The following is a 14,348-nucleotide window of genomic DNA, read 5'->3' as shown; positions in this document are numbered from 1 at the left end:
GTCTACTCCGTGTTTCCGGTGGCGGCGCGCACCAGCACTTCCGCGTCGAGGCTGGCGCGCTCAAAGATGCCTTCCATCAGTCCTTCGCGCATGACCATCACACGGTCCGACATGCCGATGATTTCCGGCAGTTCCGACGAGATCATGATGATGCTGAGCCCTTCCGCCGCCAGTTCGCTGATAAAGGCGTGAACCGCCGCCTTGGAACCGATATCGATGCCTTTGGTCGGCTCATCGAGAATGATGACCTTCGGATTGGTCGCGAGCCACTTGCCGATGACGACCTTCTGCTGGTTGCCTCCGGAAAGGGTTCCGACAGGGACCGAAAGCGCTGCTGCGCGCAGGTCGAAACGCTCGGCATATTTTCGCGCCAGCGCCAGCTCTTCCGCCATGCGCAGAAAACCATTGCGCGAGGTGCGGGCAAGCGACGGCAGCGATACATTCTGGAAGATCGGCAGTTGCAGCACGGCCCCGTGACGTCCGCGTTCTTCCGGCACATAGACGATGCCATGCGGCACCGCATCGCCGGGGCGGCGGATACTGATCTCGCGATCTTCAAGCGTCACGCGGCCACGCGATGGCTTGGTGATGCCGAACAGCGATTGTGCGAATTCCGAGCGCCCGGCGCCGACAAGGCCGTAAACGCCGAAGATCTCGCCCTTGCGCAGCTCAAAGGAAATGTCGCGAAATTCGGTTGGATGCGAATAGTTTTCGACCTTGAGCACCGGCTTGCCGATGGCGACATCCTGCTTGGGGAAAGCCTGTTCGACAGACCGCCCGACCATCATGCGCACAATATCGTTCTGCCGTGTATCGGCAAGCGCTCCGTGTCCAACTGCGTTCCCGTCGCGGAAAACCGCGTAATTGTCGGCGATTTCATATACTTCATCGAATTTGTGGCTGATGAACAGGATGGCTTTGCCCTGTGCCTTCAGCCGCGCCACAATACGAAACAGGTCGTCCACTTCCTTGCGCGACAGGGCGGCGGTCGGCTCGTCCATGATAACAATGCGCGAATCCACGGACAAGGCGCGGGCAATGGCAACCAGATGGCGCTGGGCGATGGAAAGTTCTTTCAGCTTGATACGGGCATCGACCGTCGTTTCGAGCGAGGACAGCAGTGCCTGCGAGCGGGCATAGACGGCCTTCCAGTTGACGAAGCCGAACTTCGTGCGCGGCGCATGGCCGAGATAGATGTTCTCGCCCACCGACAATTCATCGAAAAGCACAGTTTCCTGATGAATGGCCGTTACGCCGTGATCGGTCGCATCCTGTGCGGTTGCGAAATGTACCGGCTTGCCGCCGATGAAGATTTCGCCTTCGTCGGGCTGATAGATGCCGGTCAGGATTTTCACAAGCGTGGATTTGCCAGCGCCATTCTCTCCGATCAGCGCCGTCACCTTGCCGGGATAAAGCGCGATGTTCACGTCATCGAGCGCACGCACGCCCGGAAACGTCTTGGCTATGCCGCGCATTTCCAGAATGGGCTGATCCGTGGTGGAAAGCGTCCGCTCTCCGCCGGATGGGCCGCTGGATTGAAAGGCTGCATTCATCGCAGATACCTGAAATCGGGTTTGGAAAACGATAGGCGGCATTGGGCTTGCATATCCAATGCCGCTTTTTTGTACGCGCATCCCGAAAACCGGTTTCCACTTTTCGGGATGCGCTTTCCGATCAGAAGACCTTGGAGAACTCGTCGATATTCGACGCGTCATAGACGAAAGGATCGCTCATTGCGGCTTCGCCGTTTTCGCCGATTTTGATCTTGCCCATGCGTCCGGCTTCAATTTCCGAGCCCGGCTTGCCATCGGCATCACCCTTTACGAGGTGATAGGCGATCTGCGTGGCCGAATAGCCAAGGTCGATCGGGTTCCAGATGGCGAATTCCTTGGTTGCGCCCGACTTGATGGCGCCGGCCATTTCGGACGGAAGGCCAAGCCCGGTCACATAGACATCGCCGATCTTGCCCGCATCCTTCACGGCCTGCGAGGCAGCGAGAACGCCAACGGTGGTGGGGGCCACGATGACCTTCACATTTGGATTTGAAGTCAGCAAGCCTTGTGCTTCACGGTAGCTCTTGTCGGCCAGGTCGTCACCATAAACGGTGGTCACCAGATTGAGGCCGGGGAAGTCCTTGAGTTGCTTCTTCATCTCGCCAATCCAGATGTTCTGGTTGGTCGAGGTGGTGGTGGCAGACAGGATCGCGAAATCGCCCTTGCCGTCCGGCAGGTGATCGGCTGCAAGCTTGAGGCACATCTTGCCGATCAGTTCGTTGGAAGACGGGTTGAGGTGGACGATACGGCCTTCAGGCGCGACGCCCGAATCCCACGAGATCACCTTGATGCCGCGCTGTGCAGCTTTCTTCAGGGCAGGGACGACAGCATCCGGATCGTTGGCCGAAATGGCGATGGCGTCCACACCCTGCGCGATCAGGGAATTGATGACCTCGATCTGGCCCTCTGCCGTCGTGGTGGTCGGGCCAGTATAGATGACCTCGACGCCGCCTAGCTCTTTGGCCGCTTCCTGCGCGCCCTTGTTGGCAGCTTCGAAGAAGCCGTTACCGAGCGACTTCGCGACAAGTCCGATCTTCATGTCGGCGGCCTGCGCATGAGTGGCCATGAAGGCAACAGCCAGCGCAGTTCCTAGTGCCAGTTTCTTGAAAAGTTTCATGTCTCATTCCTCCCAGTATAAAGACATATGTTTCGCTTTTTCCGGCTCAGGCCACCTCGGCGGAATCCTCCCGTGGGTCGCCCTTGCCGGCATTTGCGGAGACCTGCGCCACGATGAGCCGGATGCCCGCATTTTCCACCATACGCCGCGCGTCGTCCGAAATGCCGTCATCGGTGATCAATGTGCTGACCCGGTCGAGAGGGCAAAGGATGAGGCTGGAGCGGCGTGTGAATTTCGTTGAATCAACCATCAGGACAAGTTCGTCCGCCTGGCCCATCAGTTTCTGCTCGCTCTGGATGATCAGCGCATCGGATTCCATGACGCCGAGCGGACTGATCCCCTGACAGCCCATGAACATGCGCCGTCCGTAGAAATTACGAATAACGTCATTGTCGAAAGGCGACAGGATAAGGCTCTGGTCGCGATAGATCGCACCGCCGGGCACGATCACCGTGCTTTTCGACTGGCGCAGAAGATGTTCGGCGATGGCAAACGAATTGGTCAGCACCTGCAGGCGGCGCGGAGCAAGATAATGCACCATCTGGAAAGTCGTGGATCCGCCATTGATGATGATGCTGTCGCCTTCCTCGCAAAGCGCCACGGCTTCGCGAGCGATTGCACGTTTGCGGTCCGTGTTTTCGGTCTCCGAAACCTTGAAAGGACGGCCTGCGAGATTTCCGAACTGCGGCGGATGAATAGCCTCTGCGCCACCACGCACGCGCTTGATACGGCCCTGCATATGGAGCGAAGCAATATCCCGGCGAAGGGTCGCTTCCGACGCCTCCGTCAATTCCACCAGATCCTGAATGGTAATCACCGGCTTTTCCTGAACAGCACTCAGGATGATGCGGTGGCGCTCTCTTTCGTGCATAGCTCCTCCTTGTCTTTGTATCGGGCATAAATGTCGCGCATGTCAATCACAAACAATCACAATGGGGCACAATAGTTACATTAATGATTGATTATGATCGTTTATGATTGACAGCAATTCGTTTGATACGTCATATCTGCCGCAACATGATCGCTGGCACATTGGACATGCATGCGGACGGACATGCAGACGTACAGGCGGCTTGCGATTCACCATAACAGAATTGGGAGGATGACATGGTGGCCCAGAGCAGGCTTCTCGAAAACCGGTGGGATGATGCCAGAGCAGCAACGATGGATGAGCCGGGCAAGCTGCTTTATCGCTCCAATCTGCTCGGTTCCGACAAGCGCATCACCAATTACGGCGGCGGCAACACGTCTGCGAAAGTCGAGGAAATTGATCCACTGACCGGCGAAAAGGTTCAGGTTCTCTGGGTCAAGGGTTCGGGCGGCGATGTCGGAACCATCAAACTTGATGGTTTCGCCACGTTATATCAGGATAAGCTCGATGCGCTGAAGGGCATCTATAAGGGCGTCGAGGACGAGGACCGCATGGTCGGTTTCCTGCCGCACTGCACCTTCAACCTCAATCCGCGCGCCGCTTCCATCGATACGCCATTGCACGGATTTGTCGCCTTCAAGCATGTGGATCACATGCATCCCGATGCGATCATAGCAATCGCTGCATCCAAGAATTCTCGTGAACTGACTGCCGAGATTTTCGGCGGCGAGATCGGCTGGCTGCCATGGCGTCGTCCCGGTTTCCAGCTTGGCCTCGACCTTGAAGCCTTCGTGAAGTCAAATCCCAACGCTAAGGGCGTTATCCTTGAAAGTCATGGACTTTTCACTTGGGCCGATGATGCTAAAGCCTGTTATGAAACCACGCTTGCCATCATCAACAAGGCCATTGAATGGCTGGATCAGAAGACGGCAGGCAAGCCCGCTTTCGGCGGTGCGGTCGCACAGAGCCTCCCAGTTTCCGAGCGCCGCGCCATTGCAGCACGGCTGATGCCGGAAATTCGCGGACTTATCGGTAAGGACGAGCGCAAGCTTGGTCACTTCGACGATCAGGATGCCGTGCTGGAATTTGTAAATTCAAACGATCTGCGCCCGCTGGCAGCGCTTGGCACGTCCTGCCCGGATCATTTCCTGCGCACCAAAATCCGCCCGCTTGTCGTCGATTTCGATCCGGCCAAGCCGGATGTGGACGTCATCGTTGCCGGGCTTGAGGATGCGCTTGAAGCCTATCGCGCCGATTACAAGCGCTATTACGAGACGTGCAAGCACGACAATTCGCCCAAAATGCGCGATCCCAATCCGGTGATTTTCCTGATCCCCGGCGTTGGCATGCTGTCCTTCGCGCGCGACAAGGCGACGACGCGCATTGCCGGAGAGTTCTATGTCAATGCGATCAATGTGATGCGCGGTGCATCCGGCGTATCTGAATATCAGGGCCTGCCTGAACAGGAAGCCTTCGATATCGAGTATTGGCTGCTTGAGGAAGCCAAGCTGCAGCGTATGCCGAAGCCGAAAAGCCTCGCGGGGCGCATTGCATTCATTACCGGCGGCGCTGGCGGCATCGGCTTTGCCACAGCGGAACGGCTGGCAGGCGAGGGTGCTTGCGTGGTTCTGGCGGATATTGATGCAGGATCGCTCAAAACCGCTCACGAAAATCTCGTAAAGCGCTTTGGTGCCGATCAGGTGCGCAGCGTCGAACTAAACGTCACCGACGAAAAGGGCGTAGCCAATGCCTTTGTTGAAGCCAGTGTCGAGCTGGGCGGCATCGACATTCTGGTGTCCAATGCCGGCATTGCATCATCCGCGCCGGTGGAAACCACCGAACTCTCCATGTGGAATCGCAATATCGACATTCTGGCGACCGGCTATTTCCTCGTTTCGCGGGAGGCATTCCGCCTGTTCCGCCGCCAGAAAATCGGCGGCAATGTGGTGTTTGTCGCCTCGAAGAACGGGCTTGCAGCCTCGCCCAATGCTTCGGCCTATTGCGCTGCAAAGGCTGCGGAAATCCATCTGGCGCGTTGTCTGGCACTGGAAGGCGCGGATGCAGGTATCCGCGTCAATGTGGTCAACCCGGATGCGGTTCTGCGCGGCTCCAAGATATGGGACGGTGAATGGCGCGAACAGCGCGCTGCATCCTCGAAGATTGATGTTTCCGAGCTTGAGGAACATTATCGCAAGCGCTCCATGCTGAAGCTGAATGTCTTCCCCGAAGACATTGCTGAAGCCATCTACTTTCTTGCAAGCGATACTTCGGCAAAATCGACCGGCAACATCATCAATGTCGACGCCGGAAACCAGCAGAGCTTTCCGCGCTGACCATATAATCTGGACATTCTGGGAGGAACCATGTCCGAGCAACGCATTGCGGCCGATTTCATCGCCGAGCATAATTCCGGTTTTGAGAAATCATTGAAGAGCGATTATCAGGCGCTCGGCGAACAGCTTTTGCGCCGTGGCATCGAGATCGACACGATTACAGACAAGGTAGCGGCCTATTACGTGGCCGTGCCATCCTGGGGCACAGGCACAGGCGGCACCCGCTTCGGGCGTTTTCCGGGCGGCGGCGAGCCGCGCGGCATTTTCGACAAGCTGGACGATTGCGCCGTCATCAACGAGCTTTGCCGTGCCACACCGAATGTTTCCCTGCATATTCCATGGGACAAGGCCGATCCGAAGAAGCTCAAAGCCCATGCCGAAGCGCTTGGTCTCGGCTTCGACGCCATGAACTCCAATACATTTGCCGACGGCGCAGACCAGAAGCTTTCCTACAAATTCGGGTCGCTTACCCATGTCGATCCGGCAGTGCGGGCGCAAGCCGTAGAGCACAATATCGAATGTATCGAAATCGGAAAAGCCATAGGTTCCAAAGCCTTGACCGTCTGGTTGAGCGATGGCTCCAACTTTCCGGGCCAGCAGAATTTCACTCGCGCCTTTGAGCGCTATCTGGCTTCCATGGGTGAAATCTATCACGCACTACCCGACGACTGGCGCCTGTTCTCTGAGCATAAAATGTATGAACCGGCCTTCTATTCGACGGTGGTGCAGGATTGGGGCACCAATTACCTCATCGCCTCGACGCTAGGGCCAAAGGCGCAATGTCTGGTCGATCTTGGCCACCATGCGCCCAACACCAATATCGAAATGATCGTTGCGCGGCTGATTCAGTTCGGGAAACTCGGCGGTTTCCATTTCAACGACAGCAAGTATGGCGATGACGATCTCGACGCCGGTTCTATCGATCCGTATCGATTATTCCTTGTTTTCAATGAGTTGGTGGATGCCGATTATCGCGGTGTGAAGGATTTTCATCCGGCCCATATGATCGACCAGTCGCACAATGTGACCGATCCGCTGGAAAGCCTGATCTCATCCGCCAATGAAATCCGCCGTGCCTATGCGCAGGCGCTTCTGGTGGATCGTGAGGCACTGGAAACCTATCAGCAGGAAAACGATGCGCTGATGGCATCCGATACCCTGAAACGCGCCTATAGAACCGATGTCGAACCGATCCTCGCGGAAGCACGTCGCCGCACCGGCGGGGCCATCGAACCGATTGCCGCCTACCGAGCCAGTGGCTACCGCGATAAAGTTGCGAAGGAGCGTCCGGAGAGTAAAAGCGACGGCGGGGCGTTTAACTAAAACTCCACTTGCCACAAAACCACCACACAATGAACGGTCCTTCGCCACAATTAAAAGGCGATTTCTGTCGCTTGTCCGTTCCGAAAACCGCGTTTGGCGACTGTCAGCGCGATTTTCTGAATGTCAGATTGTGGCGAAACGGACCCAGTTTTTCATGCTCGCCGCGCTTCAGGGCGAGTATGCCATGATAGAAGAGACGTGAAGGTCCGCCCCACACAACCACGTCACCGTGATGCAGGATATATTTCGCAATCGGGTCGGTTCGCTTCAACCCGCCGAACTGGAAAGTCGCAGGCAGACCGAGCGACACCGAAACAATCGGATTGTTGAAATCCTGTTCGTCCTTGTCCTGATGCAATGAAAGTTTCGCACCCGGTTCATAACGATTGATGAGACAGGCATCCGGCGCAAAATCAGGATAACCAGCTTCACGGGCAGCAGTTTGGGCAAGCGCGCGGAAGGCATCCGGCATCGTCGGCCAGAGAAGGCCGGTTTCCGGATCGTCGGTACTGTAGCGATAGCCGGTCCGGTCCGTGACCCAGCCGAATTCTCCACAATTCGTCATCGCAACCGACATGCGATATCCGCCCGGCGTGGTCATATGACGAAAGGGGGCCACGGCAGAAACATCGGCCACGGCTTTCAGAACAGCATCCTCACTTGGAAGCGCAAAGCCACGCAGAAGCACAGCGCCCGGCGCCAGGATTTCATGCGGTTCAATCTGGTCGAAAAGGTCTCTCATGAGACCTTTCTAGCATGAGATCAGGAGACAGCCTCCCGAAACCTGCTTTCAAACTCAAGCCAGTCCTGTGGCTTTCTCGAAAGAGCGCATGAAAAGATCATTTTCTTCCGGCGCACCGACACTGACGCGGATGAAAGTCGTGTAGCCCTGCTGCTTCCAAGGCTTCACGATGACGCCGTCTTCCAGCAGTTTTTCGGCAAACGCAACAGAATCCGATTTCACGTCGATGAACAGAAAATTCCCCTTGGAGGGCGCAAAACGGATTTGTCGCTCGCTCAGGAAACCGGCCATCCGGTCCCGCTCGCTAAGCGCAAGCGCGATACCCTTTGCGAGATGGTCTTTATCCCGGCGCGCAACCAGCCCCGCAGCCTGTGCAATGCCATTGGCGTTGAAAGGCGTGCGGGCGCGGTCCAGAAACCCGCGCAAGTCCGGGTCGCTGACAAGCCCGAACCCGAGCCGCGCACCGGCCAACCCATAAGCCTTGGAGAAGGTACGCAGCGCCACCCAGTGAAGGCCGCTGTCGCGCAGAAGTGTGGCGGCAGACGGATAATCGTCACCGGCTGCATATTCGGCATAAGCTTCGTCCACGACCAGCAGCGTCTCCGGCGAGACCGCATTGACAACGCGCTGCAAAGCCTCCGGTGTCAGCCAACTCCCGACCGGATTGAGCGGATTTGCGAACATCACGAGACGTGGAGCGGTCGCAACTGCCGCCACCAGCGCATCAACGTCGACTTCAAGCGACGGCGTCACTTCAACCCGTTCGACACTTGCCCCCATGGTCGTCGCATAATCCTCGTGCAGCGGAAAGGACGGGTAAAGTGTGACCACCCGGTCGCGCGGCCGCAAAACGGTGCGGCAGATTACGCCGATCAGGTCTTCCGATCCGTTGCCGAGAATGATGCGGTCCTGCGGCCAATCGAACTCGATCGCAACTTCCTGCGCCAGTTCGCGTCCAGACGGGTCGGGGTAGAGCCGCAGCAGATCATGGGCACCGGAAAAGAGCGCCTGCACCTTGGGTGACGGTCCAAGCGGGTTCTCGTTAGAGCCGAGTTTTGCGATTGCCGGAGGATGATAGCGCGCCTCCACCTCGGCAATGGTGAGACCGGCATTATAGGGGCTGAGACCACGGATTTCGGGTCGAATCAGACCGCCAAACCGGGCATTTTCCTGCGCCATTCACGTTCTCCTCTGGTGCAGCGCGTCACTTGTCGCGCGCCTTTGGGAGAGAAGTTCTAAGACTAAAATCCAATTTTGTATATATATGTATAGACAAGTTATGAAAAAGATGTTCCTATGCTGGGGAGACCACAAAAAATTGCTAAACATTCGACCCGGAACAGTTAGAAGTTCGGGCAACAATATTGTTTTGCCAAAGGTCCGCAGGGGAACATGATGCAGGTTTTATCGCTTTTCGACCTAAGCGGGCGTAAAGCGCTGGTTACCGGTGCAAGCCGGGGACTGGGACAGGCCATTGCCGAAGCGCTAGCCTCGGCTGGTGCTGATGTCGCCATTACAGCGCGCAAGTCCGACGACCTCTCCGAAACGGCATCCCGTATCGCCGCCCATGGCCGCGCCTCGGCCACCCTCTCGCTCGATGTGCGCGATGTTGCCGCCTGTGGTGCTGCCGTCGCGCAAGCGGCAGAAGCTCTTGGCGGCCTCGATATTCTCGTCAACAATGCGGGCTATGAAGAAATCCGCCCCTCGCTCGATGTGGACGAGGCGCTCTGGGACCGCATCGTGGCGACCAATCTCAAAGGCGCGTTCTTCTGTGCGCAGGCTGCTGCCCGCCAGATGACGGAGAGCGGAAAGGGGGGAGCGATCATCAATCTGTGCTCGCTGACCTCCTATGTCGGTGTACCAACCGCCGCTCCCTACGGTTCTTCCAAATCCGGCCTGATGGGCATGACCCATGCTCTGGCGACAGAATGGGCGCCTTCCGGCATCCGCGTCAACGGCATTGCGCCGGGCTATTTCCGCACTGCCATGACCGATGTGTTTTACGAGAATGACGACTGGCAGAAGGCGATGCTGGGCAAGATTCCGCAGGGCCGTTTCGGCGCAATGGAAGATGTTGCGGGCGCCGTGGTGTTTCTGGCAAGCGCCGCATCGTCCTATGTCACGGGGCAGGTGATCCCGATCGACGGAGGCTACCTTGCATCCATTTGATACTCTCCAGTGGAATATCAGCGGATTGTGAAACAGGATTGAAATAACTTCATAAAGTACCTTCCGGTGCTTTGACTGAAATGGGAAACAACGATGAATACAACCGAAACCGGAACTGGCCGTAAAGTCTCCAACGGACCGGCTGCCGTATCGGTCAACAATGTCAGCATGATCTATAACGGCTTCCATGCCGTGCGTGCGGCATCTTTCGATCTCGCCAAGGGCCGTTTTCTGACCATTCTCGGGCCGTCCGGCTCCGGCAAGACGACACTTCTCCGCCTCATCGCCGGTTTCCAAAAACCGAGCATCGGTGAAATATTCATCAACGATGAAGCTGTCAGCGCCGTACCGCCGCACAAGCGCTCCATCGGCATGGTTTTCCAGAAGCTTGCGCTTTTCCCGCATATGACGGCCGCTGAAAATGTCGCCTTTCCGCTGAAAATGCGCCGCTTCGATGCGCGTTCGATCCCCGAGCGCGTAGAGCGTTATCTCGACCTCGTGCGTCTGAACGGCCTCGGCGGACGGCGCGTGCACGAGCTTTCCGGTGGCCAGCAGCAGCGTGTCGCCATCGCGCGCGCCCTCGTTTTCGAACCGGACCTGCTTCTGCTCGACGAACCTCTGGCAGCGCTTGACCGCAAGCTGCGCGAGGAAATGCAGCTCGAATTTCGCCGTATCCAGCGCGAACTTGGCGTTACGACCATCAATGTCACCCATGACCAGCGCGAAGCGCTCGTCGTATCTGACGAAATCATCGTCATGGATGGCGGCGAAATTCAGCAGATGGCGCAGCCATCCGAGACCTATCGCAATCCGTCCAACGCCTTTGTGGCGAACTTCATCGGCGTCACCAATTTCATTTCCGGCAAGGCGTCTTCGCTCGACGGCAATTTCGTGCGGGTCGATGCCGGAATAGCTCTGGTAGGCATGGCAGGCGAGGGGCGCGAACCGATTGGCTCCGGCGCAAATGTCTCGTGTGCAATCCGCGCCGAACAGATCCGTATCGGCGGCAGCGCCGCGGCACATGCAGAACTCGATACCGTGCTTGAAGGCATCGTTACCGACGCGATTTTTGAAGGCGAACGCATCGTCTATGAATTGCAGGTTCCTGCCTTGGGAGATGTGTTGATGCGCGTCTTCGACCACGATCCCATCGGCCATAGCCAGTTTGCGGAAGGTGAAACCGTGCATCTTGGCTGGAACGCCCGCGATCTCATCGTCTTTGCCGCATGAATTGAAACGTTACGGGGAAACTCCAGAGGAGAAACAAAATGAGCAATCTGAAGAAACCTTTTCTGATACTCGACCGCCGCCGCTTCCTGCAGAGCGCAGGCGCTTTTGCCGCTGCAGCCGGCACGACATCGCTCGGCCTGTCGCGCGCATTTGCTGAAGAGCCAGCTAAGCCGAAGGAACTGATCGTGCGCGCCTGGGGTGGTAGCTGGGTGGAGGCGCTTAAAGCGGGCGTGTCCGATCCATTTACCGCCAAGACCGGCATTTCCATCCGTCACGACCTGACGGAAGACAACGAAATCCAGCCGAAGCTCTGGGCTGCGGTCGCGCAGAAGCGTGTTCCACCGATCCACGTCAACTGGGATACGACCACCAATGCGACCAAATCGGCATTGCGCGGCGTGACGGAAGACCTGTCGGACCTGTCGAACCTCAAGAACACCACCGATCTTGCCAAGCCGGTTGGTCTCGACGGCTATCCGATCGTCAACACATATGGCTATGTCTATGTGCTGGCCTATCGTCCGGAAGCCTTCCCGGATGGCCCGCCGAAGTCGTGGCACGCTCTGCTCGATCCGAAGTTCAAGGGACGCATTGCGCTCTATAATGATGGCATCGGCTTCCACTTCCCTGCGCAGGTTGCCGGTGGTGGCAAGCTGGAAGACATTCCGGGCAACATGCAGCCCGCATGGGATTTCATCACCAAGGTGAAGCAGCAACAGCCGCTTCTCGGCGAAGACCCGGATTTCACCACCTGGTTCCAGAAGGGCGAAATCGATCTGGCCTGCACCATTTCCACCAATGCGCGCGAAGCCCAGAAGAACGGCGTCAAGATCGACTGGACCGTTCCGGAAGAGGGCGCGAAGTTCGACACCGACGGCCTTTGGATTCCAAAGGGCCTGCCGGAAAACGAGCTTTACTGGGCCAAGGAATATATCAATTTCGCCCTTACCAAGGATGCGCAGCAGGTCTGGCTCGACGGCCTCGGTCTGCCGGGTGTCGTGCCGGGCCTGACCCCGCCCGCCGATCTGGTGAACGATCCGGCCTATCCGACCAAGGACGAGGATTTCAAACACCTCATCCGTATTTCGGCAAAGGTGCAGGTGGAAAACGAGAGCGAGTGGTTCTCGAAGTTCAAGGCCATCATGCAGGGCTGATCCAGCTCCATGAAAGCAAGACGGGTCGCCCGAAAGGGCGATCCTGATGCCCGACATCTTCGGGCAAACATTTCGGACAAACATTCAGGAATTGAAACATGCGAGCGGCACGCACTGCCTATCCCATGACATGGCGCATCATGGACGCGCTGGAAGCAATCGCAGCCTTTTTGTGGCCCGCGCGGTTCAATCGCGCCGTGCCTTATCTGATGCTGCTTCCGGCGATTGCTCTGGTCGGACTGCTGGTGCTGGGCTTGATCCAGATCGCGGATACCAGCCTGCGCACGCTCGACACCTCGACATTCCTGATGTCGGACTATTACACGCTCGCCAATTACAAGCGCGCACTGACGGAAAGCCTCTTTGCAACCGTGGCATGGCGCAGCCTGTTCGGCTCGCTCGTCGTGACCGCATTCACGCTTCTTCTGGCATTTCCCTATGCCTATCTCATGGTGCGCACGCCATCGGCTGCATTGCGCAAATTCCTGCTGATCGCGCTGTTCCTGCCCTTCTTCATCGGTCAGGTCGTGCGCGCCTATGGCTGGCTCATCATTCTCGGCAATCAGGGCATGGTCAATGAAGCGCTTGGCTTTGTCGGTATCGCGCCAATGCGGCTGCTCTATAATTATCCGGCAGTTCTGTTCGGCCTCATTCAATATATGTTGCCATTCGCCGTGCTGATGCTGGCGCCAGCCCTGACGGCCATACCGGAGGAAATGGAAGCGGCGGCGAGTTCGCTCGGTGCGAACTGGCTGCGGACCTTCGCCCACGTCGTCCTGCCTATGGCCCGTCCGGGCCTGATCGGCGCGGGACTGGTGGTAATGACGCTGTCGCTCACTGATTTTGCCGTACCGGCTATTCTGGGCGGCGGGTCGCAGGATTTCATCGCCAATGCGATCTATGACCAGTTCTTCCGCACATCCGATCAGGGACTGGGCGCAACGCTTGCGCTGCTTCTGGTCGGCGTCGGTTCCATCCTTGTCGGGATCGTGTTCACGCTGTTCGGGGCTGGCACACTGGCCATGGGGAGGGCGCGCAAATGACCTCGCCACTGTCGAAATCCATCGTCATATGGACATTCGTGATCGCCGTTCTGGTGCTGCTTTCCGCACCGACCATCGTGGTGCTTGGCGCATCCTTCACATCCGGCAACATGATTACCTTCCCGCCGGAAGGGTTCTCATTGAAATGGTATCAGAAGATCGCCGGAACGAGCGACCTCTGGGATGCATTTCTGCGCTCGCTCTACGTCTCCTTCATCTGCACCATTGTCGCCATTCCGGTCGGAACGCTCGCTGGCATAGCGCTGGCGAAATATGCCGTGCGGTTTGAAAAGACAATCCAGATTTATCTGCTGTTGCCCTTCACCATTCCGCTGATCGGTTCCGGAATCGGTCTTATGCTGGTTTTCGGTCAGGCAGGAATTCTGGGCCAGCTCTGGCCGGTCGGGATTGCAGCCTGCGTCATCAATCTCCCATTCATGATCTGGGCCGTAACGGCAAGTGCGGCCAATCTCGATGCCGATCTGGAACTCGCCGCCGCCAATTGCGGAGCAGGGCCGATCTCGACCTTCTTCTTCGTCACCTTACCGGTCGTCGTGCCGGGCGTCATCAGCGGCTCGCTCTTGATGTTCATTCTGGCGCTGAACGAATTTCTGGTAAGCCTGCTTCTGGTCGATGCACGCATCGTGACGCTGCCGGTGCAGATCTACAATTCGATCCGGTCCATCATCACACCGGACCTTGCGGCCATCTCCGTCGTCTTCATCGCCTGTGCCGCTGCTGCTATCTTCCTGCTCGACCGGCTGGTCGGGCTCGACATCTTCCTCAAATCGAAATGACGGGTTGCGCCACCAC

At 57.5% G+C, this 14,348-nt stretch carries 12 protein-coding genes; 7 read left to right on the top strand and 5 right to left on the bottom strand.

Translation table 11 applies throughout. The annotated features are described in order from the left end of the window. Positions 1 to 2: 2 nt before the first annotated feature. From AC1RHM_RS13680 to AC1RHM_RS13670, 3 genes are all read right to left on the bottom strand, one after another. On the bottom strand, positions 3 to 1,553 hold the full coding sequence (locus AC1RHM_RS13680; protein ID WP_010658767.1) for a sugar ABC transporter ATP-binding protein: 1,551 nt from the start codon (positions 1,551 to 1,553) through the stop codon (positions 3 to 5). Between the two features lie 121 nt (positions 1,554 to 1,674). Next, positions 1,675 to 2,670 carry a rhamnose ABC transporter substrate-binding protein gene (rhaS, locus tag AC1RHM_RS13675; RefSeq protein WP_010658768.1) on the bottom strand — a complete coding sequence of 332 codons (996 nt, stop codon included), beginning with the start codon at positions 2,668 to 2,670 and terminating at the stop codon, positions 1,675 to 1,677. Between the two features lie 46 nt (positions 2,671 to 2,716). Beyond that, on the bottom strand, positions 2,717 to 3,541 hold the full coding sequence (locus tag AC1RHM_RS13670) for a DeoR/GlpR family DNA-binding transcription regulator (RefSeq protein WP_010658769.1): 825 nt from the start codon (positions 3,539 to 3,541) through the stop codon (positions 2,717 to 2,719). A 236-nt stretch (positions 3,542 to 3,777) separates the two neighbouring features. On the opposite strand from AC1RHM_RS13670, the gene AC1RHM_RS13665 reads away from it, so the two are divergent. Together AC1RHM_RS13665 and rhaI are read left to right on the top strand one after the other, a co-directional pair. Further along, positions 3,778 to 5,874: a bifunctional rhamnulose-1-phosphate aldolase/short-chain dehydrogenase gene (locus AC1RHM_RS13665; RefSeq protein WP_010658770.1), complete on the top strand. Its 2,097-nt coding sequence runs from the start codon at positions 3,778 to 3,780 to the stop codon at positions 5,872 to 5,874. 30 nt (positions 5,875 to 5,904) lie between these two features. Further along, positions 5,905 to 7,197, top strand: a complete 1,293-nt coding sequence (gene rhaI / locus AC1RHM_RS13660; protein ID WP_010658771.1) for an L-rhamnose catabolism isomerase — start codon at positions 5,905 to 5,907, stop codon at positions 7,195 to 7,197. A 103-nt stretch (positions 7,198 to 7,300) separates the two neighbouring features. On the opposite strand, the gene alkB is transcribed toward rhaI, so the two are convergent. Both alkB and AC1RHM_RS13650 read right to left on the bottom strand, forming a co-directional pair. After that, positions 7,301 to 7,939: a DNA oxidative demethylase AlkB gene (alkB, locus tag AC1RHM_RS13655; protein WP_010658772.1), complete on the bottom strand. Its 639-nt coding sequence runs from the start codon at positions 7,937 to 7,939 to the stop codon at positions 7,301 to 7,303. Between the two features lie 54 nt (positions 7,940 to 7,993). Continuing rightward, positions 7,994 to 9,118 (bottom strand): histidinol-phosphate transaminase, encoded by a 1,125-nt coding sequence (locus AC1RHM_RS13650; RefSeq protein ID WP_010658773.1) that lies wholly within the window; start codon positions 9,116 to 9,118, stop codon positions 7,994 to 7,996. 216 nt (positions 9,119 to 9,334) lie between these two features. Here AC1RHM_RS13650 and AC1RHM_RS13645 point away from each other — a divergent pair, with 216 nt between their 5' ends. From AC1RHM_RS13645 to AC1RHM_RS13625, 5 genes are all read left to right on the top strand, one after another. Next, positions 9,335 to 10,108, top strand: coding sequence for an SDR family NAD(P)-dependent oxidoreductase (locus AC1RHM_RS13645; protein ID WP_010658774.1), 774 nt, complete (start codon positions 9,335 to 9,337; stop codon positions 10,106 to 10,108). 93 nt (positions 10,109 to 10,201) lie between these two features. Further along, positions 10,202 to 11,338 (top strand): ABC transporter ATP-binding protein, encoded by a 1,137-nt coding sequence (locus tag AC1RHM_RS13640; protein WP_010658775.1) that lies wholly within the window; start codon positions 10,202 to 10,204, stop codon positions 11,336 to 11,338. Positions 11,339 to 11,376: 38 nt separating this feature from the next. Beyond that, entirely contained in the window at positions 11,377 to 12,492 is a 1,116-nt protein-coding gene (locus tag AC1RHM_RS13635; protein ID WP_010658776.1) for an ABC transporter substrate-binding protein, read from the top strand. A gap of 98 nt (positions 12,493 to 12,590) precedes the next feature. Next, the gene (locus AC1RHM_RS13630; RefSeq protein WP_010658777.1) at positions 12,591 to 13,535 is read left to right on the top strand and encodes an ABC transporter permease; all 945 of its coding nucleotides are present in this window, start codon (positions 12,591 to 12,593) and stop codon (positions 13,533 to 13,535) included. Next, on the top strand, positions 13,532 to 14,332 hold the full coding sequence (locus AC1RHM_RS13625) for an ABC transporter permease (protein WP_010658778.1): 801 nt from the start codon (positions 13,532 to 13,534) through the stop codon (positions 14,330 to 14,332). Before AC1RHM_RS13630 ends, AC1RHM_RS13625 begins: the two co-directional genes overlap by 4 nt. The last annotated feature ends 16 nt before the right edge of the window (positions 14,333 to 14,348 follow it).

The sequence above is a fragment of the Brucella sp. GW823-FHT04E01 genome (genome assembly GCF_058796175.1).
Note: the sequence above shows the minus strand (reverse complement) of the source record. Positions and strands in the feature narration are given on the sequence as shown.

Bases quoted from the DNA above. Each gene is read 5' to 3' on its own strand.
- AC1RHM_RS13635 (WP_010658776.1), top strand. From the start codon at position 11,377: ATGAGCAATCTGAAGAAACCTTTTCTGATACTCGACCGCCGCCGCTTC.
- AC1RHM_RS13625 (WP_010658778.1), top strand. From the start codon at position 13,532: ATGACCTCGCCACTGTCGAAATCCATCGTCATATGGACATTCGTGATC.
- AC1RHM_RS13645 (WP_010658774.1), top strand. From the start codon at position 9,335: ATGCAGGTTTTATCGCTTTTCGACCTAAGCGGGCGTAAAGCGCTGGTT.
- AC1RHM_RS13665 (WP_010658770.1), top strand. From the start codon at position 3,778: ATGGTGGCCCAGAGCAGGCTTCTCGAAAACCGGTGGGATGATGCCAGA.
- AC1RHM_RS13670 (WP_010658769.1), bottom strand. From the start codon at position 3,541: ATGCACGAAAGAGAGCGCCACCGCATCATCCTGAGTGCTGTTCAGGAA.
- AC1RHM_RS13680 (WP_010658767.1), bottom strand. From the start codon at position 1,553: ATGAATGCAGCCTTTCAATCCAGCGGCCCATCCGGCGGAGAGCGGACG.
- alkB (WP_010658772.1), bottom strand. From the start codon at position 7,939: ATGAGAGACCTTTTCGACCAGATTGAACCGCATGAAATCCTGGCGCCG.
- AC1RHM_RS13640 (WP_010658775.1), top strand. From the start codon at position 10,202: ATGAATACAACCGAAACCGGAACTGGCCGTAAAGTCTCCAACGGACCG.
- AC1RHM_RS13630 (WP_010658777.1), top strand. From the start codon at position 12,591: ATGCGAGCGGCACGCACTGCCTATCCCATGACATGGCGCATCATGGAC.
- AC1RHM_RS13650 (WP_010658773.1), bottom strand. From the start codon at position 9,118: ATGGCGCAGGAAAATGCCCGGTTTGGCGGTCTGATTCGACCCGAAATC.
- rhaI (WP_010658771.1), top strand. From the start codon at position 5,905: ATGTCCGAGCAACGCATTGCGGCCGATTTCATCGCCGAGCATAATTCC.
- rhaS (WP_010658768.1), bottom strand. From the start codon at position 2,670: ATGAAACTTTTCAAGAAACTGGCACTAGGAACTGCGCTGGCTGTTGCC.